Genomic DNA, 25,166 nt, shown 5'->3' on the forward strand with positions numbered 1-25,166 from the left:
CAGCCGGATTGCCTGATTCCGGCAATGCGGCTGGCCTGCCACGACCGAAATACACCGATCTGCCTGGCTCGACGCCGTCGCCAAGATGCCTAATATAGATCGCGGTTCACGCCATATCCACAGAGGACTTTGGTGAGCATGGATCCCTGCGGAACGGCCGCGAGGCCCCGATCGAGACAAGGTTCATCATGCCGGCGCTCAGTATCGTCATGCCGTTCTACAACGTACGGCCCTATCTGGCCCGCGCCCTGGAGTCGCTCCGCATGCAGCGGCACACCGACTTCGAGGCCATCCTCGTCGACGACGGCTCGACGGACGGCAGCAGCACCATCGCGGCCGGGTTCGCCGACCGGGACCCCCGTTTCCACGTCGTCCGACAGGAGAACACCGGGCCCGGGCCGGCCCGCAACCGCGGCATCGCCGAGGCACGGGGCACCTACCTCGCGTTCGCCGACGGCGACGACGAGGTGCCGCCCGAGGCGTACGCGTCGATGATCCGTTCGCTCGAGACCACCGGCTCCGACATCGCGTGCGGACGGGTGCTGCGGTTCGTGGGCGAGGAACCGCCGTTCCTCTCCGAGCTGCACGAGGAGATCGGGCGGACCGCGGCCGGCCGGACGCACATCACCCGGTACCCGGCACTGGTCGCCAACCGTACGATGTGGAACCAGATGTACCGCAGGGCGTTCTGGGACGATCACCGGTTCGGCTTCGACGCGGTGCTGTACGAGGACATCGCGGTGTCGGCCGAGGCGCACGCGAGGGCGTCCTCGGTCGACGTGCTCGCGGACATCGTCTACCGATGGCGGATGCGGACCGCGCAGGAGACCACCTCCATCACCGGCGCGTTCGGCCACCCGGACAACGTCCTCGCCCTGATGAACGCGGTCGCCCGGACCAACGCGGTCTTCCTGGAGCTGGCCGCTGCGGCAAAACCGGCGCACGACAAACTCATGATCAGGTACGACTTCGAGGCGGTCCTGGTGGCCCTGCCGCAGGCCGGTCCGGAGACCCGCAAGATGATCCTGTCCCGGGTGGAGGAGTGCGTCGCCACCTTCCCGGCGGGCATCGCCGACGACCTCCCAGCCGAACTGCAGGATCGGTACGCGCAGATCCGCGCCCTGCTCGCCGACGCGTGACCTGCTGTCGTCCGTGCCGATGCTCACCGGCACGGACGACAGCAGGCGGCGAGCACCCCGGCCTCACAGATCGGCGATCCGCCATACGCCGATGGACTTGTCGGGGAAGCGCAGTTCGATCTCCTTGCCGTCCTCCTCGTACCGGTGCACCTCGGTGCACCGCTCGTCGATCAGCCGGATCGGCTCGGGCAGCAGGAACGGCGCCCGCCGCAGGTTGAGCGGCCGCCACCCACCGGCCTCGATGTCGGCGGAGTTCTCCGCACGATCGGTGAACGTGGTGGTCGCCAGGTACGTCGCGCCACTGCGCCGGATGTTGTCCAGCGCACGCAGCACATCGTCGTTGCCGAGGTGCACCAGACAGTCGCGGGAGAAGATCAGGTCGACCGGCGGCAGCGGGTCCCGGGTGAGGTCGACGACGCGGAACTCGCGGCCCGGACGACCGTAGCGTTCCCGGTTCCGCTCGACGAGCCAGGGCACGATGTCGGCACCGATGTAGCCGACGGGGCCCAGGTCGACCCGGGAGAACCAGAAGAAGTCGCCGCAGGGCACGTCGAGAATGCTTGTCACGTTCAGGTCGCCGAGCAGACCAGGGATCGCCGACCGCAGCGTGGCGGTCTGCGTGAGGTTCGAGCCGAGTCCTGACCGGGACTCGGCGTCGGCCACCGTCGGGTCGTCGTCGACCAGGGTCCAGTCACCGCTGGTGTAGATGCGGGTGAAGGTGTCCTGGAGCGTGCCGGCGCCGGCGCCGGCTTCCGGGAGCACCGCCGAGCCGTGTCGCGGCGACTCGTTCACATCGTCGGACATCTTTTCCTCCTGGGGCTGTCCGCATCGATTCCGAAAAGGGGAGGAGACATACCGCCGGGACGGCTGGTGCCGGGCTTGCCAGGCCACGGAGATAGCTGCGAAGTGCCGGCACCGTCACACGGCGCGTTCCCGGCCTCGGCCGCCCTCCCGGCGGCTCACGCCTGGCCGGGAATGACGGAACCCTAACAGATTCTCATGCTCATCGATGGCCGCGGTGGAAGGTGGTCGCCCATCGGTAGGTGATCCTGACCTGCCGGACGAGGCGTCGGTCGCCTACCGGGCGCCCGACATACTCCGGGCACGGCGATCCGTAGGCCCGGCGTGGCGGTCCGCGTCTGGAACGCGAGGAGGTGCCCGGGGACCTGAGCGCGGTGGCTGAGGCCGCCGCCGCGTGCGGTGTGTCCCTCGCTGCAGCCGGACGTGGGCAGGCCGCGGGCATCGTGACCAGATCGGCCCCGGCGCCGAGCGAGGGCGGACGGACTCTTCTCGCCCTGGCCCTCGGCGAGCCGACCCTCAGGATGCCGCCGCGCCGGAGGCTTCGGCCGGCTCGGGCGGTGACACGGCCGGCGCGACGAACCGGTCGCCGGCCCGGTGACAGCGGAACGCCGGCACGGCCAGCGCGACCACCATGGCCGCGATGGTGGCACCGCCCGCGAGAGGGAAGAACAGACGCGGGCCGAAGGCGTTGACGACGACACCGGCGATCAGCACCGAAACCGGGGCCAGGCCCATGACGCCGAACATGAGCACGCTCATGACCCTGCCGAGGACCTGGGCCGGTGCCCAGACCTGCAAAGTGGAGACCAGCTCGATGCCCGTGGCGGCATCACCGGCGCCGACCACGGCCATACAGACCACCGCGCCGGCCACGCCGCCGGCGTACGGCAGGGCGGCGAGCGCGAGGCCCATGACGACCGTGTACGCGAGCACCCGCATCATCGGACGGTCGGCCGCCCAGCGCAGGCGGGTGAGGAACGCGCCGCCGAGGGCGCCGAGCGAGAAGCCGAGCAGGATGCCACCGTAGCCGGCCGCGCCGAAATCATCGTGCGCGAGCGCGGGCAGGGCGACCTGAAGCGTGCCGGCGAACACCAGATTGAGGACGAACGCGGCGGCAAGGAGGGCATGCAGGAGCCGGCCGTGGCGCAGGACTGCGGCGAAACCCGGCGAGCGCTCGCCCGGCCCGGCCGCGCCCGCGGCGGGAACCGCGGGACGCAGGGCGAGCAGTGTCGCGGCAGAGACCGCGAAGGTCACACCATCGACGATCAGCGCCAGCCCGCTCCCAGTCAGGGCCACCACGACGCCGCCGACCGCCGGACCGAGCAGGGCACCGGTCTGGGTCAGCGCGGTGTACACGGAGTTCGCGGTGGGCAGGAACTTCTCGTCGAGCAGGCTCGGCATGATCGCGCGGGACGCCGGCAGGAAGGCTCCGCCGCACCCGCCGTGCAGGACAGCGGCCGGGATCAACACCCACAACGGGGTGTGCCCCGCCACGGCCAGCACGCCGAGGACGGTGGAGACGACGAAGCGTACGGTGTCGGCCACGGCCATCACCGGGCGTGGGCCGAGCCGGTCGGCGAGCGCGCCGCCCGCCGGAATGCCCACGGCGCGGGCGACACCGTACGCGGCGACCACGACACCCAACTCCGCGCTGCCGCCCCCCTGGCCGAGTATCAGCCAGGGCAGCGCGATCGCGTAGAACGCGTCGCCGATCGACGAGGTGAACTGACCAGTGACGAGCAGCCGGAAGGCCGGAATGCGCCAGATACCGGTGTCCCGGCTCCGGCGCAGCCGATCGGCAAGATTTGTCATGGCTGAATGCCCTCTTCTCGGCAAACAGTGACCGGTAGCAGGCTCGGCACCGGCTCTGCGACGATCCGGGCGACCACGGACGGCATCGGCAGACCCGGCATGACACGCCTCGCGCCCGAGGCGATCTCGAAGATATTCGACTGCACCGGGTCCACGACGCGATGACCATCATCGCGCAACCGGCGAACGTTGCGGCGCACCGCCGGCGGTTCCACATTGACTCGTTCATGCTCGGAAAGAAGATCACCCCACCGCTGCGCGAGCTGGGGGCATCCACGGCCAGCACGAGCGCGCGGTACCCGTCTGCTCGCGCGAATGGCAAGCTCGGCCAGCCTCCGCCGGTCGCGCAGCCAATACAGCTGCATCTATAGGGGATCGCCGCCTCTGCAGCCACCTCCTCCAGCGTCCGGCTGGCCAGCATGTTGACCACCTGCAACGCGCCGGCCGCGCCCGTACCGCGCGCGGCGGCGCACTCCCCCTCCGAGTGGGCCATCCGATGGAACGCGGCCGGCGCGATGCCGACGGGCGTAGCCAGGTCGGCCCCGAGCAGGCGCAACACGGTCGAACCGGACGACACGTCAACCAGCATCCGGGGTCGCAGCCAGGTCTCGTCGAACGCCTTGCGGATCGCGTCGACGGTCAGCTCGGACCCGCTGCCGCTGTCCTCCGGACCGCAGCTGCGTCGAGGCGCTCGCGATGCTACGTTCCCGGGCGGCCTGTCGCCGACAAGTTGGGCGTGATGTGGTGGCGAAATGTCCAGTACTCGTCTTGGCCGCCGGGCAGCGGTGCGGCAGCACGCTGGTGCAGCGCCTGCTCTCCTCCCACCCGGACGTCCTGATCTGGGGCGAACACGGCGGCCAGCTCCGACCGATGCTGTCGGCGATGTCTCGGATGAAAGTGTGGGCCGACGAGGACGGGCTGGAGGCCCGCGAGGCGTTCGCCGCCGACGGGTACCAAAGTTTCATGGCCAACCTCACCCCCGAGGCCAAGCACATCGACGACGCCACGCGGCAGTTCATGCGCGCGTTGTTCGAGGAGCGCGCCGCCGCCCACGGCAAGCCGATCTGGGGCATCAAGGAGGTCCGGTACGGCCTGGCCGAGGCCCGCGCGATCCACAACCTGTTCCCCGACGCGGTCGTCGTCAGCCTCGTCCGCGACCCGCGCGACATCCTGCGCAGCGTCGCAGATCAGCTAAGCGATCCTGTGTCGGAGTAGGTTTCCGGGATCGTTTCCCACCTGGGTGGGGTGGCGTGGGCGTGGAGGTGGAATCCTGCGCCCAGCGCTGCTCCTCGTGGCTGGTGGCCGGTGGTGGGTGTGCTGGTCGTGGTCACGTTCTGGTGCCGGTGGGCTGCGCGGGGCAGCCGTCGGTCCGTTGGTGCGTGTCCCTCCGGACGCTTGCCCGCCCGGCCGTGAGGTCGGGTGGGGGAGGGTGCCCTGCGTCGCCTGGGCGCGGGGCGTGATGGCTTACGTGCGGTGGGGCCGGTCTTCGACCGGTCCATCCCGCTGGCTTTCGTGGTGGGGGTGATGACGGCTGCGGCTTCGAGGGTGTCGACGACCGCGCGGATCACCATGTGCCCGCTGGTCTTGTCGACGATGGTCTTGTTCTGGTGGGTGAGGCCTCGGGCGGCGATGCGCCGCCAGGCGCCGTGGTCGCGGTCGCCCTGCCAACCGCAGGACGGGTGGGGGCAGATGGCCCACTTCCAGCCCGCGACGGTCGGCTTGTCCGGGGCCTTACGGTGCCGTAGCGGGGTCAGGCACTGCGGGCAGTGTTTCGAGGTGTTGCGGGCGGGGACCGTGACCACCGCGATGCCCTGTTCGGCGGCGAGGTGCCGGATGCGGTCGGCGATCTTCCCGCGGACCTGTTGGGACAGGCGCGTGTTCATGGTGGCGCCCATGCCCTTGGCTTCCATCGACCGCAGATCTTCCAGATAGATCACGCTGGCCCCGGCCGCGATGGCCTGGTCCACCGTCCAGCGGGCGGCGGACCAGGCGAGGGCGTCGTTCAGGTTCGTGCGGCGGGCGGACAGGTACTGGATCTCGTCGCGCAGGACCGCGTGTTTCGCTTGCACGTGTTCGTCGGGGCGGCCGTCGAGCAGCCGCTGGTAGTGGTCGGCCTTGGCATTCAGCCGCTCACTCTGTCGGCGCAGCCGATGCTGCTTGGCCAGGACACCAGCGGCCCGGAACTGGCCACCGGCCCCCGACGCGGTGATCCGACCGTCCGTCTCCAAGCGGACGGTTCCGGCGGACAGGAGCGTGTTCAGCCCCCAGTCCACACCCAGCGCCACCTCATGCCCGGCGCGTTTCGCCTTCGGCACCGGATGCGTGTAGGCGAGATCGGCTCGCACCTTCCCGTCGGTGACGCGCAGGGTGGGCAGGTGCAGCACTGCGTCCGCGGGAACCGTGGGTGGCAGGCTGATCGGGCAGGCCACCCACGTCCAGTCCCGATACGAACGCGGATCCGCCCGAGTGGGCAGTTGCAGGCGCAGCAGCGCCCTGCCCGGGTCGGTGTCGCTGCGTTCGATGGTGGCCTGCTGCCGGTCACACGTGGCCAACAACAACATCCGGGCAACCCTCGGCACGCCTTCCAACTCGAACACATCCACCGGCAACCGACCGTTGGTGTTGAGGAACGCGGCGGCCTGCCGGGTACGACCCTTGATCACACTGGATGCCAGGCCCTGCCCGCCCGGGACCGCCGCGCGCAGCTGCTCCCACTCGACGCCGGTGCGCTTACGCGGGTCGGCCGGCCAGGTCGACAGGATCCCGCCGGTCAGGTCGGCACGCCACTTCACCGACCGCAGGACACGCCCCGCCTGCTCCTGGGCCATCCGCACGATCCGGTCATTGACCTTCACACCTGCCGGGACGGTGGTCGTCCAGCCCAGCCGCCGCAACGCCATCCACGCATTCGACGGCAACCTCCGACCACCCGCATCCCGGCCGGAGGCCAGCACATCAACATCAGCCGCATTCCAGTGCCCGGCCAGCAGACTGCCGACCATGCCCGCCACCAGATCAGCACACCAACCGACACGCTCCGCCAGCACCGCCCGGGACACGACATCCCCGGACGCCTCATCCAGCCCCGTCCGCAGCAGCCCACGAGCACACGCGGTCCGCACCGCCTCGCCTGAAGCCAACGCCAACTTCCGGCTCACCCACCACCGCCCTGGCACCACCCGGACCCGAATAACAGACAAGCCCGGCTCTCCGCCGACCGCATCCCCAACAAAACGCCCGACAACGGAAATTCTATGACCACTGTGGATCAGTAATCAAATTGCTTAGCCTGGAGTCCTGGGAGCGCAAGTACACCTGGTGGACGCGGGCGAACACCGAGCTGGCCATGCGCGACTGGCGGCGCATCGCGGAGAGCTTCCTCCACTGTGAGAACGAGACCGCGCCGCCGGTGCTCAGCCTGCGCTACGAAGACCTCATCGCCGACGAGGCCGCCGCGATCGGCCGGATCGCCGCGCACACCGGGCTCGACTCGGCCGGCTTCGACCGCGAGGTGTTCGCACGGAAAATCCACATCACCGGGCCCGACGGCACCAAGCCGCGGTCGCTCGACGACTGGAGCGCGCTGCCATCATCGCTCCGCGCGCTGCTCGACGACGAGGGTATCGGCATGGTCGCGGCGGCGTACGGGTACGACATCCAAACCTCGATCCGTGGATCAGGTCGGTCTGCAGCGGCGTCCGAGTTGGCGTGTAAATGACCAGAAGGCCCTTATGGCTGTACGAGCCGGAAGATTCTCGGACTTGCGAGGTCAACCGGTATTGCTGCTCACTTCGGCGATGAGCAACGATGGCGGCACCCGTTTCCCGCGCTTGGAGAGTTCGGTGAGAGTTGGTCTCCTGTACCCCACGGCCGACCCGCTGTCCCCGGCCAACTGGTCCGGCATACCGGCCGGCCTCGCGTCCGGTATGGTCGCGCACGGAGCCGACGTGGTGCCGATCGGCACCGCCATGCCGCCCGCGCTGCGCGGGGCGGTCGCCGCGCTGTCGCGTAGCACGGGCCGGCGGGGTGAGGTCGCGGAACGGATGGCTGTCGCCCGCTGGGTACGCACCCGGGCGTTGGCCGCGCGGTTCGCCGCCGCCGGGCCCCTGGACGCGGTCGTCGCCATGGGCAACGAGATGCACGACCTGCCGCGCGCCCTCGCGTCGCTCGGACCGTCGGTGCCGCTCGCGACGTTCGACGACGCAACGATGGCCCAGCAGATCCGCGACCCGTGGTCGGATGTCAGCCTGGCGAAGATCCCAGCCCGGCTATTCGACCGGGCGATGGCATGTCAGCGGGCGGCAAACCGGGCGGCTGCCGTGTGCTGCGTGAGTACCCGGTGGGCGGCGACCTCGTGCGAGGCCGACTTCGGAGTGCCACCCGAGCGGATCGCCGTCGTCGGTATGGGCCACCGACCCCGCTGGTCGGCGGCGTGCGGCGACCGCGACTGGTCGGCGCCGAAGTACCTATTCGTGGGCGCCGAGTGGCAGCGCAAGAACGGTGACGCTGTCCTGGCCGCGTTCGCGGCAGTGCGACGGGAGTTCCCGACCGCGACGCTCGACGTGGTGGGCGACCACCCTCGGATCGACCAGCACGGCGTCACGACGCACGGCTTCCTCGCCCGCGACGACGCCGCGGCCCAGTCCCGCCTCGACCGACTGTACGCGGAGGCCACCTGCTTCGTGCTGCCCAGCCGTTACGACGCGGCCGGCATCGCGTACCTGGAGGCCGCGTCGGCCGGGCTAGCCGTCATCGCGACGACCCGGGGTGGCGCACCTGAGATGGTTGGCGACGGTGCGGTCACCGTGGATCCGTTCGACTCGTCCGCTCTGCCGGTCGCAATGCGGGCGCTGGCCGACCCGGCCACCGCCCGTGCGAGAGGCGCCGAGGCGCTGCGGCGGGCTGAACTCTGCTCATGGGAGGCGGTCGCCGGCCGAGTACTGGGTGCTCTGCACGACGCTCCGGCCACGCCATCGCGGTCGGTGGAGCACACCCGCTCGCGTTGACAACCCGGAAAACGGTGGACATCACGGCCTACGTTCCTGAATACCGGCTCACCTGACAGTGACGGTTGTTGCGGACGTCACTGGCAACGGCGATCGCTCTCGCACCCGACGCTGCAAGTGCCGGCTATGGCGTCCGCTCTGGTCACGGCGGGTTTGACAGGTGGCGCTGACGTGCCGCAACCACGAGCGCGCCGCCCGCCGCGGATCTGCGGCGGGCGGCGCGGTTGGTGCGTGGTGCGTGATGTCAGGAGAACGCCACGTTGCTGTAGTAGTAGCGCAGGATCTCCTGGTAGTTCTTGCCCGCGTTCGCGAGATCACGCGAGCCGTTCTGCGACATCCAGTCTCCGGTCACCCAGCCAGTACACCCCGTGTTCGCGCAGTAGTGCGCCTGCAGGATGTTGCCGCTCCGGGTCATCCGGGTCGACCAGGTGCTGTCCACCGCGGCGGATGTCGCCGCCAGCGCCGACGACGGCTTGTAGACCTGGTCGCCGGTGTCGTCACGGACGTCGTAGCACTGTCCGCCGGAGGTCTTCCGGGTTGAGTGCAGCGCCCAGTACCAGCCGTAGCTCTTGACGGCTTCGGCACCGGCCTCCAGCGAGGCTTTCGGCCAGCTCGTTACCCACTCGTTCGGGAGGACGTTCTTGACGTACGTCTTGAAGTCGACCCGATCGACTCGCCCGAGGCTGACCCGGTAGACGAGGATGGTGCTGGGTAGCTTGCTGTTGGTGCCGTCAGTGCTGCAGCCGGTCGTCCCGCCCGTGCTCAGCAGCTCGTGCGAGGCGTTGTTGTTCTTCAGTGTGGCGTTGAGGTTGCCCTTCGCCCCGGCCGCGAAGTCCTGGTACGCGCCGGCGTAGTTGCTGTTGTAGTAGACCCGCACGGTCTTGCTGGTGCGGTTCCACACCGACGCGGCGTTGTTCTTCACGCAGATGCCCTGGCCGTTACCCGCGCCCTTGAATTCGTAGCAGGACGGCTGGGTCGTGCCGTAGTCCTCGACCGAGTCGGTGAAGTCCGAGACGGAGCCGGCGTTGTCGCTGTTGTAGTAGTAGCAGAACTCGCCACTGTCGCAGACCCCGTCGCGGCCGGCGGCGGACGCCATGCCTGGCGCCACCGCCACGCCTGCGATCGCCGCTACCAGGACGGTCAGAATGCCCGCGACTTTGTTCAGGGTGGTCATCCGTGGCCGCCGCTCAGTAGTGGAGTGGGTCACCAGCTGCTCGGGACGTAGGCCCAGCCCAGGTAGTCGGACCGGTCCCGGAACGTGTTGGTCTGGTAGACGGTCGGTCCGGTGCTGATGGCGCTGTTGCCGCCGATGGAGAGCATGACGTGCCCGGCGTCCGTGGTGGACGTGAAGAACACTGCCGTTCCGGCCGGCGGGACGGAGCCCGTGTGAATGCGCCCGTTGTCCTTCTGCCACTGGTAGTGCAAGCGGGCCGTGCCGAACTTGCCGCTCACACCGAAGGCCCGCTCGACGAACAGCTCGCACTCGTTGTTCCAGTCGGTGTGCCCGAGCCGTGCCTTCGCGAACGCGACAGCCGAGGCAGCACGCGGGTCGTCCGCGAAGGCGGCAGGGCCGATCTCGTGCGAGGCGTTGTTGTTCTTCAGCGTGGCGTTGAGGTTGCCCTTCGCCCCGGCCGCGAAGTCCTGGTACGCGCCGGCGTAGTTGCTGTTGTAGTAGACCCGCACGGTCTTGCTGGTGCGGTTCCACACCGACGCGGCGTTGTTCTTCACGCAGATGCCCTGGCCGTTACCCGCGCCCTTGAATTCGTAGCAGGACGGCTGGGTCGTGCCGTAGTCGCCGAGCGACGTGGTGAAGTCCGAGACGGAGCCGGCGTTGTCGCTGTTGTAGTAGTAGCAGAACTCGCCGCTGTCGCAGACCCCGTCGCGGCCGGCTGCGGACGCCGGCGAGGCGACGGTCAGGATGGAAGCGGTCATAGCGAACGCGGCGCCGGCGACGGCAAGGCTCTTGCGGATGTTCATGGTGTGTCCTCTCCTGGACATTGAGCGATGGTTGGTGGTTCGGGTCGGGTGCGGGTCACTGCCCACGCTGGTACTGCTCCCAGGTTTTGATCGGAATCCGGGGACCGTCGTCCGGGCCACGGTTGGCCAGGCCGTTCATGCCGAGGTAGTAGTCGCCGGCCTGGTGTTGTGCCTGACTGGACAGGTCCGTGTCGCTGATCGCCACGGCGTGGATGTGCCACGGCCAGTCACCCTGACTCGGGTTACGGACCCAGGCGGCGAAGCCGACCTGGCGCAGAGCCCGGGCGACGTCGGTGCGCTTGGCCGCGGTCATGCCGGTGACCGCGATGTCCACCACACCTCCGCCGTCGTGCGTACCGGCCGAGGTCGGGTCGCCCCCAGGGTTGTAGGAGCCCTGATCGAGCACCAGGGTGTAACCGAGCAGGCGCTGGGCCTCGGCCAGCATCGCCTGGGTACGGGTGTTGACGACGTACCCGTCACGCTGGACCTTCGCGCCCGGGCTGATCGTGTTGACGACGGTGTACCGGTTCTCGCCCAGCTTCGTCAGCGACGTCGTGCCGGGCAGTCCGTTGGCGTCCAGGCCGCTGTAGCCGAGCGAGCGCTGGTAGGCCGCGTACGCCGTGATGGTTGTGGTGCCGAAGTAGCCGTCGACCCACTGCGCGTTCAGCAGGTTCCGGGCCTGGAGCGCCTGCTCCACGGCGAGCACGGAATTCTTCGCGCCCGGGGTCAGTGTGTTGTCGGCACGGCGGGGGTCGATCTGGGCGGCCAGGATGACGGCCTCCATGTCCACGACAGGCAGCGCGGCCGTGGTGACGGTCCGCTGCGCTGTGGTGCCGGGTGTCGCGGCCCACGCATGGGCCGGAACGCCGACGGCCATGCATAGGGCGGCGAGCCCGGCGATAAACCAGGGACGGCGCAAGGTTGATCCTCCTCACAGGGTGATGTCCGTTCGGAACGGAGATCACCCTGCGAGGAGTGCCCTGCTGTTCGGTACCCCCGCTGTCCTGTCAGATCCGTCAGACCGTCACCGACCTCGATGGATGCGGTGTTGTCAGCTTGGGTGGCATCCGGCACTGACAGCGAGCGTTCGCACGTGGCACCGGTCGGGGCGACCCGGGACCCGGGAGAATCGACCGGGGCGGTGGCTCGGCGGGGCTTGACCGCCGAGCCAGGTGCGCTCAGGCGGTGACGGAGACCATGAAGTACACCGGCCGGCGACTGGGAAAGAGTTGCTGCCCGTGCTCGTCGACCATCTTCCAGCCGACCCAGCACTTTCCGGGCCGGCTCGGCGCCTTGACCGGAACACTGATCATCACTTGCTCGCCGGGCTGCGTGTCGCCGATCGCCACCCGATCCGGCACCTGGCAACCGTCATCGTCACTGGTGGGGTTCATCCGTACCAGGAAACGGTTGTGCCAGATGACCGATCCCGCGTTCGCGAGCGCCCACACCTTCACGAAGCGGGCGTTCACCTTCACCTGCGTACCGTCGGGGATGGTGACGTCGCCGACGAACACGCTCGAGTCCCCGGGAATCAGCGCGTCCGAGAACGCAGTCGATGTCGGCGACGCCGCCACGGCGCCGGAGCAGTCCGGCCGGCCGAGGACGGTGACGCCCAGGAAGGCGACCGCCGCCACCACCACAACCACCGCCACGGCGGCGAGCCACGGCAACCGGTGCAGTGGTGCACCCGTGACCACGTCCTCCGCCGCCGCCTGCGGGTACTCCGCGGCCCGTGGCACGCGCTGGCCCTCCGGCACGAGGTCCGAAGACGCGGCGACGCCGGACACGATGGGCGTACCGGCCGCCGGAGTGTTCGCGGCGTGGAACGTCTCGGCGGCCTCAACGCCGGTCGTCATAGTGAGCACATTGGGCGAAGCATCGACGAAACCGGCCGCCGATTCGGTGATGACCGGCGTCAGGTCGGCGTCCGGGACGGCGCGGACCGCCTCCGGGCGCTGAGCGTCCTCCCATCGGCGCCGCCACTGGACCTCGTCCGCCTCGCAAGCCCGGACGAACTCGCGGGTGGTCTCCCAGGAGGGAAACCGGGTTCCGGCGGCGGCCTCGTGCAGCGTCGTGTGCGAGATCCGGCCCGACCGCCCAGCCATCTTCCGGAACGACGGGTTGCCCGCGGCAATCCGCAGTGTCCGCAGCTGTTCGGCGAATGTTCCGGCGGCCATCCCGCCGTGAGTCGGTTCGGTGGCAGCACGCTGGTCTTCCATCTATCCCCCATGTAAGGCGCCGTCGCCCGGCGTTGTCAGAGCGTGTAAGAGGGTAGCGAACGGGCCTCGGCGAAGATCAATGTGGTCGATGACAACACCGGGCGCGACGGTCCCCGGTGCATTGAAGGAGGTCATCCATGAAGAGCCTTTCCCGACGTAGCTTCCGCATCCTCGCGGCCGCCGGGCTGGCTGTGCCTGCGGCGCTGGCGGTCTCCGGGCCCGCTCATGCCGCCGAGATCAACCCGCGCTGCACGAGCTCGGTGCAGATCGGCGCGACGGCGTACGTCACGGTCGGCGGGCAGACCGCCGCATCGGTCAAGCAGTTCAAGGGATGCGGCAAGAACTACGCATACACGTACGTGTGGCAGCAGTACCGGGACACTCACGGCAAGTACCAGGTCTGCACCTCGATCGTGACCGGTAATACGCTGCGCGACCTGCAGTGCTCGAACGGCGTGGAGGTCTGGTCTTTGGGCGCCAACACGCTGGCGGAGTGCACCCGGGCCCTCGGCGGGATCTCCGACGTGGCGTCGAAGGAGACCGAGGTGCGTTGCTGACCGGCGAGCTCGACGTTCCGGGACGGCGGTTCAGGTGATCGCCGAACGCGGCGGGCGGCCTTTCCGCTGAGCCGCGGGGTCGGCGACCGCGCGTTCACCGCGGTCGCCGACCGCGCCCTTGCCAATAACCTCGTCCACCCTGGCGGGAGTTGGTGTTCGGGGTGTCGACCGCAGTCGCTTGAGCCAATGTTCTCGCACGGTTGGCGACCGCTGCGGCATGCTGATCGACCGTGCTGCTGCGGCTGGCCTACCTGGGCGTAACGAACGCATTCGCCGTGCTGCGCCTACTCGCCGATGAGCGACCGGTACAAGGACGTCGAAATTCCTGCCCTGCGCCCTCAGATCACGGTGTTGGAGCGCCAACTCGGAAAACAGAGGCCGCGGTTCGACCCCCAGTGATCGGGCGTTCCTGGCGGCGCTGCTGCACCGGCTGCCAGTGGACGTGCTGCGCGGGTTTCGGCTGCTGGTGCGTCCGGACACGGCGCTGCGCTGGCACCGTGACCTGGTCGCCCGCCGCCACACTGCCGAGTCCCGGCCCAAGCGCACGGGACGACAGGGTGAACGCCGCCCACCACACCCCGGCCGACACGACTACGCACGCTGAACTCCGTCCGGGGTCCTGGTGTTGCGCCTGGCCACGGAGAACCCCAGCTGGGCGTTGTCCCGTTGCGGGAGCGTCAATCGGTCCGGGTGCGGAGGCTCCTGGCCAGGGTGGGGATCATCACCGTCGCAGGGACGAGGTGTAGCCCGAGGAGGGCGGTGGTGGTGGCGGTGTTTGCCCCGGCGAGGAGGGGCGGGACCAACGAGATCGCGGTCAGCGACACTGCCGTCCACACGAATCGCTGGGCAGGGCGAGCGCTCCAACGACGAAGAGCGACGGCAATGACGATGCCCACGACCGAGAAGAAGCCGGTCACCACAGCGAACCCGAGCAACGGGATCGCCTCGCCACCATCGGGGATCTCGAAGTCGACGCCAACGGCCTGGGCAAGCGCAGCCGCGAGGGTGGTGGCCACCATCGCAGCGAGCGTGGCGATCAAGCCGGTGCCGGCGAGCCTGCGGAGTCTGTGGGTGTGGCTGGTCTGGCCTGATGCCGGGCCTGCGACGACCCCGGCGTCATTCATGCTGTTCATGTCGTTCCTTCATCATTCGGTAACGGGCGTACAGGGTGTGTTGACTGGCGGTGATGGCCCTGGCCCTGGCCCTGGGAGTAACGACGCGTACCCTCGCCGTGCGACGGCCGGGGCTGCGCAGAGCGCGGACGCCGGTGCCGTGCAGCCAGAACCCGGCGTCGCGTTCGAGGACGGGCCCGGGCTCGCCGTCGCGCAGCTCCAGCTGCACCCGCCCGCGGGTGACGACACCGAACGCGTCGTACCACTGCCCGACGACCACCGCGACACGCGCGCCACCGCGCAGGTGAGCGTCCACACCGGGACTACTCCGTGCCGTCCCCCGGCAGGCGCTCCGGCAGCCCGAGCCGCGGGAACTGGTCGTGGTGGAAGATGATGATCTCGATGATCGCGCCGCCGGTGATCCGCAGGAAGTCGATCGTCAGCGGCAGCCTCCTGCTTCCGCCAGAGGTAGAAGGCGACGGCGGGCTGCCGGTTCACGCAGGTGGGGACGGCGCGCAGGTGCCCCAGGTCCTCGAAGCCGTCCTCGACCCAGTCGTTCACCACCGCGTCGCGGCCGACGTGCACGCCCGGCGTGGGCGGCATCGAGCAGCGGACGTCGTCCCGCAGCAGTGTGGCGAGCCGGTCGATGTCCGTGGCCACGCTGGCGTCGGTGAAGCGGCGCACCAGCTCGCGCGTCCCGGCGTCCTCCTCGCCGCCGGTCCAGTCCTGCCGCTCGGCGGGCAGGTGCTCCCGCATGCCGGCGCGGGCCCGCTGCAGCGCGCTGTTGACGGAGTTGACGGAGTCTCCGATGAGCTCCGCGACGTCCTTCGCCGGCCAGCCGAGCACGTCCCGCAGGATCAGCACGGCCCGTGGGCGCGGCACGAGGTGCTGGACTGCGACCAGGTACGCCAGCTCGATCGTCTCCCGCGCGACGGCGACGGTCCCCGGCTCGTCCGCGCCGCCCGCGGGCAGCTCGTCGAGCAGCCGGTCCGGGTAGGGCTGCAGCCACAGCACCTCGCCGCCGGCCGCAGGGTCCGGGCGGCACTTGGCGAGCAGATCCAGGCAGGCGTTGGTGGCGATCCGCTACAGCCAGGCCCGGAACGTCGACCGCCCTTCGAAGGTCTCCCGCCGCCGCCAGGCACGCAAGAACGTCTCCTGCACGGTGTCCTCGGCGTCCTCGAACGACCCGAGCATCCGGTAGCAGTGCACGTGCAGCTCCCGCCGGTGCCGCTCCGCCAGCCCCGAGAACGCCGGCTCGTCGACCTCGCCCAGACCGCTCACGCCCAGCTCATCCAGCCGCGTGTCCGCACTCATCGGAATTGCGGCGTGGAGATCCGGCCGTTCAGGGCCGGGAGGAAACGCCGCGCCCTGCGGTGCCCTCCGGGGCGCCTGCCGGCCTGACCGTGGCCGGAACGGCCACCAGACGGCGCGCCACGGTCGCCGCGACCTGACGGAACGCCATGACGGTCGTTCTGCGGTCGTTCTGGCGACACGCGACGACGGCCTTGGTGGCAGAGATCCCGCACAACTCCAGAAAGTGCATCGACGGCAACGGCGGCATCCGACGCAGTGTCTCCGGTGCGACCGCCACCACCGATGGATCGTGCTCGAGCAGGTGTGCGATCTCCGCGGGTGACTCCACGGGGCCGCCCCGTGCGTCGGGCCGCTCGCCGTTGCGATGGTCGGTCAGCAGCCAGTAGTCGCTGACTTCCGTGGGGCACCCGGCCAGCATGGGCATGGGTAGCGCGAGGGCCTCCTTCAGATCCACGGTTGTCGCGTCTGCGAGGGGATTGGCTCCGGCAACGGCCAGGAGCCGGGGTTCCTCGAACAGCACCGTCCAGGCGTGCCGTTCCGAGTCGAGGGGCAACCGGGTCAGGGCGATGTCGAGGCGGTCCTCTCTTAGCCCGTGGTACAGCCCTCCGACGGGGAGTTCACGGAACACGAGCCGTACATCGGGGATCGCCCGCCGGCAGGCGCCGAGAATCGACGGAGTCAGCTTTCCTGCCCCGCCGTGGCTGAAGCCCACCCGCAAGGTCCCGGCCCGACTGCGGACCGTGTCTCGTACGGCCCGGATACCGTCGATCACCTCAACCACCGCCCGCTGCGCCGGCTCGAGCAGCGCGTTCCCCGCCGGCGTGAGGCGTGGGCCACCGGGACCACGGTGGAACAACGGAGCGCCAATGCTCTTCTCAAGTGCCCTGATCTGCTGACTGAGGGTGGGCTGGCTTACGTGCAGGAGTGCCGCGGCGCGGGTGAAGGAGAGCTCCTCGGCGACCGCCAGGAAGTAGCGCAGGTGACGCAACTCCACCATTTCCTGCCCCCACCGTCTACGAAACGCAAAACCATGACGACTAAACAGATAACACGGTCTATAGATGCGATCTATGGCCCATTGATGTCAGGTCTTGGACAAAAGGCATTCCGGCCCCTGAATATCGACACAGACGGTGGTGTTGCGGCAGTGACGACAGGCGTCGTGGTCTGTCGTATCGCGGACATCGCAGGAGACGATCTCAAACACTTTGGGATCCGGACGGGAAGGGACCCACATGACTGCGGCAGGGCAACCACGAGCAGGCGTGACCACCCGGCTCACCAGAACAATCGCGACGGTCCTAGCGCTCATGGCCGCCTCATTCGGCGTCATGCTGGCTGGCACCGCGCCGGCCTCGGCGGGAACCGCCACCAGCTACACCGTCACCAGGGAATCCAGCACCTTCGACGGTGGCTGCTACGCGAAGGCAACGGTCACGTACTACCCCGGCAGTGACACCGCGCACTTCGAGACCATGGTGACCAGCCCCTACTGGTTCGCGGCGTGCCGGGTGAACACGCACCTGTACGTCCAAGGGAAGTCGACCCAGTGGACTAGCGCCGTGCACTTCGCGATGGCGTGCGCGGTCGGTGACCCCACATGTTCCTCTACCCAGACGCGGATCGGCGACTACCAGAGTTGCACCCCCAGCCTGACGGCGTATGTGGACAGCGTGAACGACGCGCTCGCGGCGGCGGGACAGCCGCGGACATACACCCGCACGCAGGCGGCAGAGTCGATCAGCATCGCCTTCACGAAGGCCTAGGAACACGTTCGGTGAGGCCGGCACCCGTCAGGGGGCCGGCCTCCCCCGTGCGCGCATACTGCCTTCCGCGCGGCCGATCACGAAAGGCGCGCTGTTCGGCAGGGTGATTGCGTAGTCTGCCAACGAGTGTCCCCGAGATGGGGATCGCGGGGTAAGTGGCCTCTATGGAGGCGAGAAGGACAGGTCCGCTGCGCCCCACAGGATCGTTGACGAAGAGTGCCACCGCCGGGCCGTCGGCGCGGGACGGTCGACCCGAGGCTGCCGCTCGATCGGTGGCTGGACTGGTCCGGCGACAGCACCTACGACCTCGACGACGCCGGTGATCTGCAGCTGATGCACTAGACGGTACTGAACCAGGCCAATTCGGTCGACGACTTGCGCCGGTGGCTGCACGGTCCCACGCTGCGCCGTTTGTGGCCCAGCTTGTGGCTCCCGGCCCGGCTGCGGGCGTTGTGGCAGACACGCTTTCCCGAGCTGACCACGCCACCCCGGGCGCTGGCCGGGTAGGGGTGGATCAGGTTCACCTCCGCCTGGCGGAGATCGGGCTGCGGGCCGCTGCCCGCTACGGGTTCGCGTTGGCCGGCGGGTACGCCGTGCAGGCCCACGGCATCCTGGACCGTCCGAGCGAGGACATCGACCTATTCACGGCGTGGGAGCGCCATGACGAGTAGACCACAGCAGTGGACGCCGTCATCGACGCCTACCGCGACGGCGGGTACTCCGTCGAGGTGACGCAGCAGTTCGACACCTTCGCCCGGCTCGCGGTCACCGATCCCGCTCAACCTGACTATCCGTACAAGGTCGAACTGGCGGCCACCTGGCGCGCGTTGCCGCCGGTGATGATGGACGTCGGGCCGGTGCTGCACGCCGACGTCGCCGCGGGCAAGGTGTCCGCCCTGCACACGCGCGCCGAGCCCCGAGACTTCCTGGACATCGACGCGGCGCTCGTGACCGGCCGCTACATCCGGGGACGGCTGTGCGAGCTGGCCGAACAATCCGACGCGGGGTTCGACCGGCGCATCCTGGCGGACCCGTTCGGCATGTTGGAACGCTACCCGGACCGACGTTTCGCCGCCTACGGTGCCGACCCCGTTCACATCGGCGAGATGCGCAAACGCTTCGCACAGTGGCACGAAGTACTCACCGGCAACCTGCCCTGGGTCGTCGCGCGCGTTCTGGTGTGATGTACCGGTGAGCGCAGGGAACGAGAATGAGCTGACTGTGCTGGTGGACCGGTTGCGGCGGGATCGCCGCCGTGACCCGTACGCGGGCCGGCAGGCCTACTCGCAGGCGGCGCGTGAGGTCGCGGACCGCTGTGCCCGGCTGATCGACGCGGGTGACGCGGCGGTCGCGGTGCCGATGCTGCGCAAGGCAGTCGATCGGATGACGACCGCCTTGATGTACATGGACAGCTCCTCCGGGGTCCTCGGCAACGACCTCGCCTATCTGATGGAGCTCTACGCCCGGGCGTGCCGGGCCGCACCGCCACGACCCGCTGGCCTGGCCGCGTGGCTGGTCCGGCTCGTCTGCGACGGGCCCGGCTGGCCGGACGTGATCCTGCGCGAGTGGGCGCCGGCTCTCGGGACGAAAGGCCTGGCCGAGGTTACCCGTTTGGTCGAGCAGCGTGCCGCGGTAGCGGGTCCGGACAACTGGCACCAGCAGTGGACGGTACGGCACCTACGCGAGCAGCTCGCCGAGGTCTCCGGCGACGTGGACCGGTACGTGGCCGTGCTGGCGGAGCACCTGGTCAGCGCCGACCAGTACGAGCGCGTCGTACGGGTGCTGGCCGAGGCGGGACGGCCCGCCGACGCAATCGACTGGGCTCGACGCGGACTCGCCGAACACTCCACCGGCCACCAATCCGCGCGGCTGCGTGACCTGCTGGTGGGGCTGCTGATCGAGACCGGCGAACCGCGGGCCGCGGTGGCCGAGCGTCGGGCTGCGTTCGACCAACAGCCGACCATCGACAACCTCCGGTCACTGCTGGCGACGGTGGCCGAGACCGACCGCGACGAAACCCACACCGAGTGGGCGCTGACCCTGGTACGCGACCGTGCCGCCCAGCAGCCCGGCTACCTGCCCCACCTGATCGACGCACTACACCACACCGGCCGTGATGACGAGGCCTGGCACACCGGACTCGCACGCCTGGACGAGTTGCCCACCCGGCAACGCGTCGAACTCCTGCACCGCCGGCAACAAGGCCATCCGGCCGACGTGCGCGAACCCTACCGGGCAATCGTCAACGCCCACCTGCTGGACTCGCATGACAAGCGCCGCTACGACACAGCCATCACGCTGCTGCGCCATCTGCGTGACGCGTACGCGGCCACCGGCGAAACCGACCAGTTTGCCAAATACCTGGACGAGTTGCGTGGACAGCACCGACGCCGGCCGGCGTTCCTGGCCAAGCTCGACGCCGCCCGCCTCCACCCCGGCCGGTAGAGTGCCGGCCCAGGTCGCTAATCGGGCCCTCCGGAGGTGCCCGGCGGGGGCCTCCGGGACGCGCCTTCTCCGCAGTCGCCGTCGCGAACCCCACCGCGCCCGGTGGTGATCGACGCCGCATCGCCCTGGACTCTTCCCGGTACAGTCGGCCAAGATCGCCCGCCGTCCCGGAGGACGCCATGACATCAGAGTTCGCCCGCGACGCAGCCATGACGGCCGCCATTTTTGGCTTCTTCGCAATGGGGTGGTTTGGCTGGGCGCAGGAGCAGCCACCGAAGCCCTGGAAGAAGTGGCTGCTCACCGGGTCCGTGCTGGCAGCACTGATCCTGGTCTCGGCCGGTCTGCTCTCCTGGAGCATCTGGAACACCGGCACGGTGTTCGACCGCGACACCTCTCAGCTGTTCGGCATCATCGTGGGCATCGAGTTCGGCCTGGCCGGCATCGGAGCGGGCGTGCTGATCCGGCGTGGCCGTCGCGAACTCGTCCCGGCCTGGATCGCCCTGGTGGTGGGGCTGCACTTCATCCCGCTTGCATCGCTGCTCCGGTCTCCGCTGCTCTACCCGGTGGCCGCGGTTGTCATCGTCGTGGCAACTGCGGCCGTGCCCGTTGCCCGTCGACGTTCACTCCCGGTCAGCGCCGTCAACGGGATCGGGGTGGGCACGACACTGGTGACCGCCGCGATATTCGCGCTCGCCGACGCTCTCGCTCGTTCCTGACACCACGATCACGGCTGACCGCGGACCGCTCCTGAACTCGAGAAGCGCCTCCACACCGCGATCCGGCTCTGCCGGCCGTTACTCACTCGGCGAGTTGCCCACCGCCGAGAACCAACCCGATGCCGGTCATGTAGCTCGACTCGTCCGAGGCGAGAAAGACGACGGCGTCCGAGATCTCCTCCGGGCACCGTCCCGGCACGGGTCGCATCGTCGGCTCGGCGGATCACGCTGCACCTCCCACCGCCCGGCCGTGGCAGATCGCGTGCAGGCGGGCAATCCCGCCGATTCCCTCCTCGAGTTTCGCCCTGCTCAGCCGCCGGCCCGGATCCGGCGAGTCGGCGGGGGGAATCGCACCCCCCGCCGCTCGCAAAACCCGGCGTGAACCTCTCCACTCACCGGGCTCCCAATGTCCGGCCAGCAGGTTTGAGACCCAACGTGCCGCAGCCGCCGGAGCGGGCGTGTACGTCCGCCTGTCGCCGCCTTCTTCCCCTCCTCGCGAGCTGAGCCGACGGGCTACAGCACGATGCGTATCGGTGCGGTCGACGGCGCCGGCTACCTCGTGGCCCAGCGGGTCAGAGTCCGTCCAGGTAGTACGGGGTGGTCGTGAGCGAGCGTCCTCAGCTGCAGTGCTCGAACGGGCTGTTGTAGCTGACGCCGGCCGTCGAGCCGCCCCACTTGACGCAGGTCTTGGCGGCGCTGGCGCGTACTGGACCTGCATAGTATGAGAAGGAGCCGCTGTCGGTGATCCGAGGCGAAGCGATTTGATTACCGATCCACAGTGATCATAGAATTTCCGTTGTCGGGCGTTTTGATTGGTATGCGTCGGCGGAGAGCCGGGCTTGTCTGCTGTTCGAGTCTGGATGGTGCCGGGACGGTGGCGGGTGAGCCGGAAGTTGGCGTTGGCTGAGGGCGAGGCGGTGCGGACCGCGTGTGCTCGTGGGCTGCTGCGAACGGGGCTGGATGAGGCGTCCGGGGATGTCGTGTCCCGGGCGGTGCTGGCGGAGCGTGTCGGTTGGTGCGCTGATCTGGTGGCGGGCATGGTGGGCGCCCTGCTTGGTGCGCATTGCAACGCGGCCGATGTTGATGTGCTCGCCTCTGGGGTGGATGCCGGTGGTCGGAGGTTGCCGTCGAATGCGTGGATGGCGTTGCGGCGGCTGGGTTGGACGGCCGCCCCGCCATCGGGTGTGAGGGTCAATGACCGGATCGTGCGGATGGTCCAGGAGCAGGCGGGGCGTGTTCTGCGGTCGGTGAAGTGGCGTGCTGACCTGACCGCCGGGATCCTGTCGACCTGGCCGGTCGATCCGCGCAAGCGCACCGGCGTCGAGTGGGAGCAGCTCCGCGCTGCGATCCCGGGCGGACAGGGTCTGGCATCCAGTGTGATCAAGGGTCGTACCCGGCAGGTCGCCGCGTTCCTCCACGCCCATGGTCGTTTGCCGGTGGATGTGTTCGAGCTGGAGGGCGTGCCGAGGGTTGCGCGGATGTTGTTGTTGGCCGCGTGTGACCGGCAGCAGGCCACCATCGAACGCAGCGACACCGACCCGGGCAGGGTGCTGCTGCGCCTGCAGTTGCCGACCCGGGCGGATCCGCGTTCGTATCGGGACTGGACGTGGGTGGCCTGCCCGATCAGCCTGCCACCCACGGTTCCTGCGGGCGCGGTGCTGCACCTGCCCACTCTGCGCGTCACCGGCGGGACGGTGCGAGCCGATGTCGCCTACACGCATCCGGTGCCGAAGGCCAAGCACGCCGGGCACGAGGTGGCGCTGGGCGTGGACTGGGGGCTGAACACCCTCCTCACCGCCGGAACCCTCCGACTAGAGACGGACGGTCGGATCACCGCGTTGGGGGCCGGTGGCCAGTTCCGCGCCGCCGGCGTTCTGGCCAAGCAGCATCGGCTGCGCCGACAGGGTGAGCGGCTGCACGCCAAGGCCGACCACTACCAGCGGCTCATCGACGGCCGCCCCGACGAACACCTACGGGCGAAACACGCGGTTCTGCGCGACGAGATCCAGCACGTGTCCGCCCGCCGCACGAACCTGAACGACGCCCTCGCGTGGTCCGCCGCTCGCTGGACCGTGGACCAGGCCATCGCCGCCGCCGCGACCGTCATCTATCTGGAAGATCTGCGGTCGATGGAAGCCAAGGGTATGGGCCGCACGATGAACACGCGCCTGTCCCAACAGGTCCGCGGGAAGATCGCCGACCGTATCCGGCACCTCGCCGCCGAGCAGGGCATCGCCGTGGTCACCGTCCCCGCCCGCAACACCTCCAAACACTGCCCCCAATGCCTGAGTCCGCTCCAGCACCGTAAGGCCCCCGACCAGCCCACCACCCCAGGCTGGAAGTGGGCCGTCTGCCCCCACCCGCCCTGCGGCTGGCAGGGCGACCGCGACCACGGGGCCTGGCGGCGCATCGCCGCCCGGGGCCTCACCCATCAGAACAAGACCATCACCGACAAGACCAGCGGTGCCATGGTGATCCGGTCGGTCGTCGACACGCTCGAAGCCGCAGCCGTCGTCACCCCCACCACTTCCAAGACCAGCCGGACGGACCGGTCCAAGACCGGCCCCACCGCGCGCAAGCCACCACGCCCCGCGCCCAGGCGACGCAGGGCACCCTCCCCCACCCGACCCCACCGGCGGGCGGGCAAGCGTCCGGAGGGACACGCACCAACGGACCGACGGCTGCCCCGCGCAGCCCACCGGCACCAGAACGTGACCACGACCAGCACACCCACCACCGGCCACCAGCCACACGGAGCAGCGCTGGGCGCAGGATTCCACCTCCACGCCCACGCCACCCCACCCAAGTGGGAAACGATCCCGGAAACCTACTCCGACACAGGATCGCTTAGCTGATCTGCGACGCTTCCCCTGCACCTCGAGGTACGCCGACACGGAGGTGGCGGTGCCGACCGAGGTGGCCTTGAGAGTCGTCGTGCAGTTGTAGCCGTTGCTGCTGTTGTACAGCAGGTAGACCCGGCCCTTCAGGCTGCCGTCGGTACCGGTCAGCGGCGCCGCGTTGATGACCTGGCACCCGCTGCCGCAGGCCTCGATCGGGGTGTATGGGTTGCGCAGCGCCCCATCCACCCGCAGCAGCAGGTTCGGTGACCCGGTTCCGGCACCGGTCACCTTGCCGGTGGTGGCGCCGGCGACGATGCGCTCGCGCACCTTGGCCGGGGTGAACGTCGGGTTCTCGGCCAGGATGAGGGCGGCCGCACCGGCTGCGTGCGGTGCGGCCATCGACGTACCGCTCATCGTCGCGCTCGATGTGTTGCTGCTGATGCCGGCCGAGACGATCGCGTCGCCCGGAGCGAAGAGGTCCACGCAGCTGCCGTAGTTCGAGAAGGACGCGCGAGCATCCGTGCTCGTCGTCGCGCCGAGAGTGATGGCCGCCGGTACCCGAGCGGGCGACTGGGTGCACGCGTCGGTACTGGCGTTACCGGCGGACACGGTGTAGGTCACGCCGGAGGCGATCGATTTGTTCACCGCGGCGTCCACACTGCTGTTGCCGTCACGCGACGGACGTCGATGTGCATATCGATGACCAACGTAACGATCTTGTCCGGTCGACCCAAGATCTACACGGGATCGCCTCGGGCCCGAGGCCCGGGAGCTCGGCATCCCCTACACCACCGGCCAAATGACCTACGACCTACGACGCCTGCGCGTCAACGGCCTGATCGGACGCGTCGAACACACCCACACCCTCCCGACGTCGCGGCCTCGTACACCCACCGAACAGCTTCTTCATCCCGCCAGCGCGGATGACGTCCAGGTCATCGATGCTGTCCGCCCCGGGGGCCATCCCCTCGATGATCGAGGTCAGCTTCGGCGTCGGGTTGGCCGCACCCGACCTGACTCGCTCGTCGGTAAACTGGACATGCTCATCCAACAACTGGGACAGCCCGGCGAGGCGTAGATCCAGGGCCCTGTAGACAAGATCCGGAACATGCGCGGAATGATCAAGCGCATCACAGAACAGCCGCCTGGCTTAGTGGCCGCGCAAATAGGTCAGTGGGGCGCTGGCGGGTAGGAGACGGGCACAGGCATCAGTGATCATGAAGGTTCCTACGCCTAGTGATCACTGGAACGCCTGTGCCCGCTGTCCCATCATGGCTGAGCGACCCCTTGTGGGACCAGTTCGCCGCCCTGCTGCCCGCACGACCCGCCACCGATCCGAGTCACCCCCTGGGCTGCCACCGTCTGCGCATCGCCGACCGGATCGTGTTCGACAAGCTCCTGCAAGTGCTGCGGTTCGGCTGCTCGTACGAGGCCATCGCCGACTCGACCTGCTCGGCCA

General features: G+C 69.1%; 21 protein-coding genes and 4 pseudogenes. 11 read left to right on the plus strand and 14 right to left on the minus strand.

What is annotated here, in order from left to right; translation table 11 throughout:
- Window positions 1-188: 188 nt before the first annotated feature.
- Complete coding sequence (locus tag AB0C02_RS22860; RefSeq protein WP_357550735.1) at window positions 189-1,139, plus strand: glycosyltransferase family 2 protein; 951 nt, start codon at window positions 189-191, stop codon at window positions 1,137-1,139.
- 63 nt (window positions 1,140-1,202) lie between these two features.
- On the opposite strand, the gene AB0C02_RS22865 is transcribed toward AB0C02_RS22860, so the two are convergent.
- The 4 genes and pseudogenes from AB0C02_RS22865 to AB0C02_RS22880 form a co-directional block, all read right to left on the minus strand.
- The gene (locus AB0C02_RS22865; protein WP_357550737.1) at window positions 1,203-1,943 is read right to left on the minus strand and encodes a class I SAM-dependent methyltransferase; all 741 of its coding nucleotides are present in this window, start codon (window positions 1,941-1,943) and stop codon (window positions 1,203-1,205) included.
- Between the two features lie 513 nt (window positions 1,944-2,456).
- Window positions 2,457-3,752 carry an MFS transporter gene (locus AB0C02_RS22870; RefSeq protein ID WP_357550739.1) on the minus strand — a complete coding sequence of 432 codons (1,296 nt, stop codon included), beginning with the start codon at window positions 3,750-3,752 and terminating at the stop codon, window positions 2,457-2,459.
- Entirely contained in the window at window positions 3,749-4,117 is a 369-nt protein-coding gene (locus AB0C02_RS22875) for a hypothetical protein (RefSeq protein ID WP_357550741.1), read from the minus strand. The genes AB0C02_RS22870 and AB0C02_RS22875 overlap by 4 nt, the downstream gene beginning before the upstream one ends.
- Window positions 4,075-4,512 (minus strand): annotated as a pseudogene (locus AB0C02_RS22880) (alpha-hydroxy-acid oxidizing protein); the annotation flags it as partial. The pseudogene AB0C02_RS22880 and the gene AB0C02_RS22875, both read right to left, overlap by 43 nt.
- A gap of 8 nt (window positions 4,513-4,520) precedes the next feature.
- Between AB0C02_RS22880 and AB0C02_RS22885 the strand changes: the two are divergent.
- Complete coding sequence (locus tag AB0C02_RS22885; protein WP_357550742.1) at window positions 4,521-4,967, plus strand: sulfotransferase; 447 nt, start codon at window positions 4,521-4,523, stop codon at window positions 4,965-4,967.
- Here AB0C02_RS22885 and AB0C02_RS22890 read toward each other — a convergent pair.
- Window positions 4,940-6,910, minus strand: a complete 1,971-nt coding sequence (locus tag AB0C02_RS22890) for a transposase (protein ID WP_357550745.1) — start codon at window positions 6,908-6,910, stop codon at window positions 4,940-4,942. The genes AB0C02_RS22885 and AB0C02_RS22890 overlap by 28 nt on opposite strands.
- A 122-nt stretch (window positions 6,911-7,032) precedes the next feature.
- Here AB0C02_RS22890 and AB0C02_RS22895 point away from each other — a divergent pair, with 122 nt between their 5' ends.
- Together AB0C02_RS22895 and AB0C02_RS22900 are read left to right on the plus strand one after the other, a co-directional pair.
- Complete coding sequence (locus tag AB0C02_RS22895; protein WP_357550747.1) at window positions 7,033-7,470, plus strand: hypothetical protein; 438 nt, start codon at window positions 7,033-7,035, stop codon at window positions 7,468-7,470.
- 124 nt (window positions 7,471-7,594) lie between these two features.
- The gene (locus tag AB0C02_RS22900; RefSeq protein WP_357550748.1) at window positions 7,595-8,758 is read left to right on the plus strand and encodes a glycosyltransferase family 4 protein; all 1,164 of its coding nucleotides are present in this window, start codon (window positions 7,595-7,597) and stop codon (window positions 8,756-8,758) included.
- 244 nt (window positions 8,759-9,002) lie between these two features.
- Here the strand turns inward: AB0C02_RS22900 and AB0C02_RS22905 are convergent, their stop codons facing one another.
- From AB0C02_RS22905 to AB0C02_RS22920, 4 genes are all read right to left on the minus strand, one after another.
- A complete protein-coding gene (locus tag AB0C02_RS22905) occupies window positions 9,003-9,932 on the minus strand; it encodes a peptidase inhibitor family I36 protein (RefSeq protein WP_357550750.1) in 930 nt (309 codons plus the stop codon).
- A 29-nt stretch (window positions 9,933-9,961) separates the two neighbouring features.
- Window positions 9,962-10,735 (minus strand): peptidase inhibitor family I36 protein, encoded by a 774-nt coding sequence (locus tag AB0C02_RS22910; protein WP_357550754.1) that lies wholly within the window; start codon window positions 10,733-10,735, stop codon window positions 9,962-9,964.
- 55 nt (window positions 10,736-10,790) lie between these two features.
- Window positions 10,791-11,654 (minus strand): peptidoglycan-binding protein, encoded by an 864-nt coding sequence (locus tag AB0C02_RS22915; protein ID WP_357550756.1) that lies wholly within the window; start codon window positions 11,652-11,654, stop codon window positions 10,791-10,793.
- A gap of 259 nt (window positions 11,655-11,913) precedes the next feature.
- Window positions 11,914-12,915 (minus strand): NBR1-Ig-like domain-containing protein, encoded by a 1,002-nt coding sequence (locus tag AB0C02_RS22920; RefSeq protein WP_357550757.1) that lies wholly within the window; start codon window positions 12,913-12,915, stop codon window positions 11,914-11,916.
- 179 nt (window positions 12,916-13,094) lie between these two features.
- On the opposite strand from AB0C02_RS22920, the gene AB0C02_RS22925 reads away from it, so the two are divergent.
- Entirely contained in the window at window positions 13,095-13,514 is a 420-nt protein-coding gene (locus tag AB0C02_RS22925) for a hypothetical protein (RefSeq protein WP_357550758.1), read from the plus strand.
- A 677-nt stretch (window positions 13,515-14,191) separates the two neighbouring features.
- Here the strand turns inward: AB0C02_RS22925 and AB0C02_RS22930 are convergent.
- The 4 genes from AB0C02_RS22930 to AB0C02_RS22945 form a co-directional block, all read right to left on the minus strand.
- A complete protein-coding gene (locus AB0C02_RS22930) occupies window positions 14,192-14,533 on the minus strand; it encodes a DUF6069 family protein (RefSeq protein ID WP_357550759.1) in 342 nt (113 codons plus the stop codon).
- 126 nt (window positions 14,534-14,659) lie between these two features.
- Entirely contained in the window at window positions 14,660-15,640 is a 981-nt protein-coding gene (locus tag AB0C02_RS22935) for a sigma factor-like helix-turn-helix DNA-binding protein (protein WP_357550761.1), read from the minus strand.
- Between the two features lie 69 nt (window positions 15,641-15,709).
- Window positions 15,710-15,940 carry a sigma factor gene (locus AB0C02_RS22940; protein ID WP_357550764.1) on the minus strand — a complete coding sequence of 77 codons (231 nt, stop codon included), beginning with the start codon at window positions 15,938-15,940 and terminating at the stop codon, window positions 15,710-15,712.
- A gap of 28 nt (window positions 15,941-15,968) precedes the next feature.
- On the minus strand, window positions 15,969-16,937 hold the full coding sequence (locus tag AB0C02_RS22945; RefSeq protein ID WP_357550765.1) for a LysR family transcriptional regulator: 969 nt from the start codon (window positions 16,935-16,937) through the stop codon (window positions 15,969-15,971).
- A gap of 268 nt (window positions 16,938-17,205) precedes the next feature.
- Here AB0C02_RS22945 and AB0C02_RS22950 point away from each other — a divergent pair, with 268 nt between their 5' ends.
- The 5 genes and pseudogenes from AB0C02_RS22950 to AB0C02_RS22970 all read left to right on the plus strand — a co-directional run bounded on the left by AB0C02_RS22950 (window position 17,206) and on the right by AB0C02_RS22970 (window position 23,722).
- Entirely contained in the window at window positions 17,206-17,706 is a 501-nt protein-coding gene (locus tag AB0C02_RS22950; protein ID WP_357550766.1) for a hypothetical protein, read from the plus strand.
- Between the two features lie 509 nt (window positions 17,707-18,215).
- A pseudogene (locus AB0C02_RS22955) lies at window positions 18,216-18,890 on the plus strand (nucleotidyl transferase AbiEii/AbiGii toxin family protein).
- 7 nt (window positions 18,891-18,897) lie between these two features.
- On the plus strand, window positions 18,898-20,151 hold the full coding sequence (locus AB0C02_RS22960) for a DUF6880 family protein (RefSeq protein ID WP_357550768.1): 1,254 nt from the start codon (window positions 18,898-18,900) through the stop codon (window positions 20,149-20,151).
- A 179-nt stretch (window positions 20,152-20,330) separates the two neighbouring features.
- On the plus strand, window positions 20,331-20,867 hold the full coding sequence (locus AB0C02_RS22965; protein ID WP_357550769.1) for a hypothetical protein: 537 nt from the start codon (window positions 20,331-20,333) through the stop codon (window positions 20,865-20,867).
- 881 nt (window positions 20,868-21,748) lie between these two features.
- Entirely contained in the window at window positions 21,749-23,722 is a 1,974-nt protein-coding gene (locus AB0C02_RS22970) for a zinc ribbon domain-containing protein (protein WP_357550771.1), read from the plus strand.
- Between the two features lie 222 nt (window positions 23,723-23,944).
- Here the strand turns inward: AB0C02_RS22970 and AB0C02_RS22975 are convergent.
- Window positions 23,945-24,373: pseudogene (locus AB0C02_RS22975) on the minus strand (S8 family serine peptidase); the annotation flags it as partial.
- Window positions 24,374-24,961: 588 nt separating this feature from the next.
- Between AB0C02_RS22975 and AB0C02_RS22980 the strand changes: the two are divergent.
- Window positions 24,962-25,166 (plus strand): annotated as a pseudogene (locus tag AB0C02_RS22980) (IS5/IS1182 family transposase); the annotation flags it as partial.

Source organism: Micromonospora sp. NPDC048999, assembly GCF_040649295.1.
In the GTDB taxonomy this organism is placed as follows: Bacteria; Actinomycetota; Actinomycetes; order Mycobacteriales; family Micromonosporaceae; genus Micromonospora.

Bases quoted from the DNA above. Each gene is read 5' to 3' on its own strand.
- AB0C02_RS22905 (WP_357550750.1), bottom strand. From the start codon at position 9,932: ATGACCACCCTGAACAAAGTCGCGGGCATTCTGACCGTCCTGGTAGCG.
- AB0C02_RS22865 (WP_357550737.1), bottom strand. From the start codon at position 1,943: ATGTCCGACGATGTGAACGAGTCGCCGCGACACGGCTCGGCGGTGCTC.
- AB0C02_RS22945 (WP_357550765.1), bottom strand. From the start codon at position 16,937: ATGGTGGAGTTGCGTCACCTGCGCTACTTCCTGGCGGTCGCCGAGGAG.
- AB0C02_RS22870 (WP_357550739.1), bottom strand. From the start codon at position 3,752: ATGACAAATCTTGCCGATCGGCTGCGCCGGAGCCGGGACACCGGTATC.
- AB0C02_RS22910 (WP_357550754.1), bottom strand. From the start codon at position 10,735: ATGAACATCCGCAAGAGCCTTGCCGTCGCCGGCGCCGCGTTCGCTATG.
- AB0C02_RS22875 (WP_357550741.1), bottom strand. From the start codon at position 4,117: ATGCAGCTGTATTGGCTGCGCGACCGGCGGAGGCTGGCCGAGCTTGCC.
- AB0C02_RS22940 (WP_357550764.1), bottom strand. From the start codon at position 15,940: ATGAGTGCGGACACGCGGCTGGATGAGCTGGGCGTGAGCGGTCTGGGC.
- AB0C02_RS22860 (WP_357550735.1), top strand. From the start codon at position 189: ATGCCGGCGCTCAGTATCGTCATGCCGTTCTACAACGTACGGCCCTAT.
- AB0C02_RS22930 (WP_357550759.1), bottom strand. From the start codon at position 14,533: ATGGTGGCCACCACCCTCGCGGCTGCGCTTGCCCAGGCCGTTGGCGTC.
- AB0C02_RS22965 (WP_357550769.1), top strand. From the start codon at position 20,331: ATGACATCAGAGTTCGCCCGCGACGCAGCCATGACGGCCGCCATTTTT.
- AB0C02_RS22925 (WP_357550758.1), top strand. From the start codon at position 13,095: ATGAAGAGCCTTTCCCGACGTAGCTTCCGCATCCTCGCGGCCGCCGGG.
- AB0C02_RS22920 (WP_357550757.1), bottom strand. From the start codon at position 12,915: ATGGCCGCCGGAACATTCGCCGAACAGCTGCGGACACTGCGGATTGCC.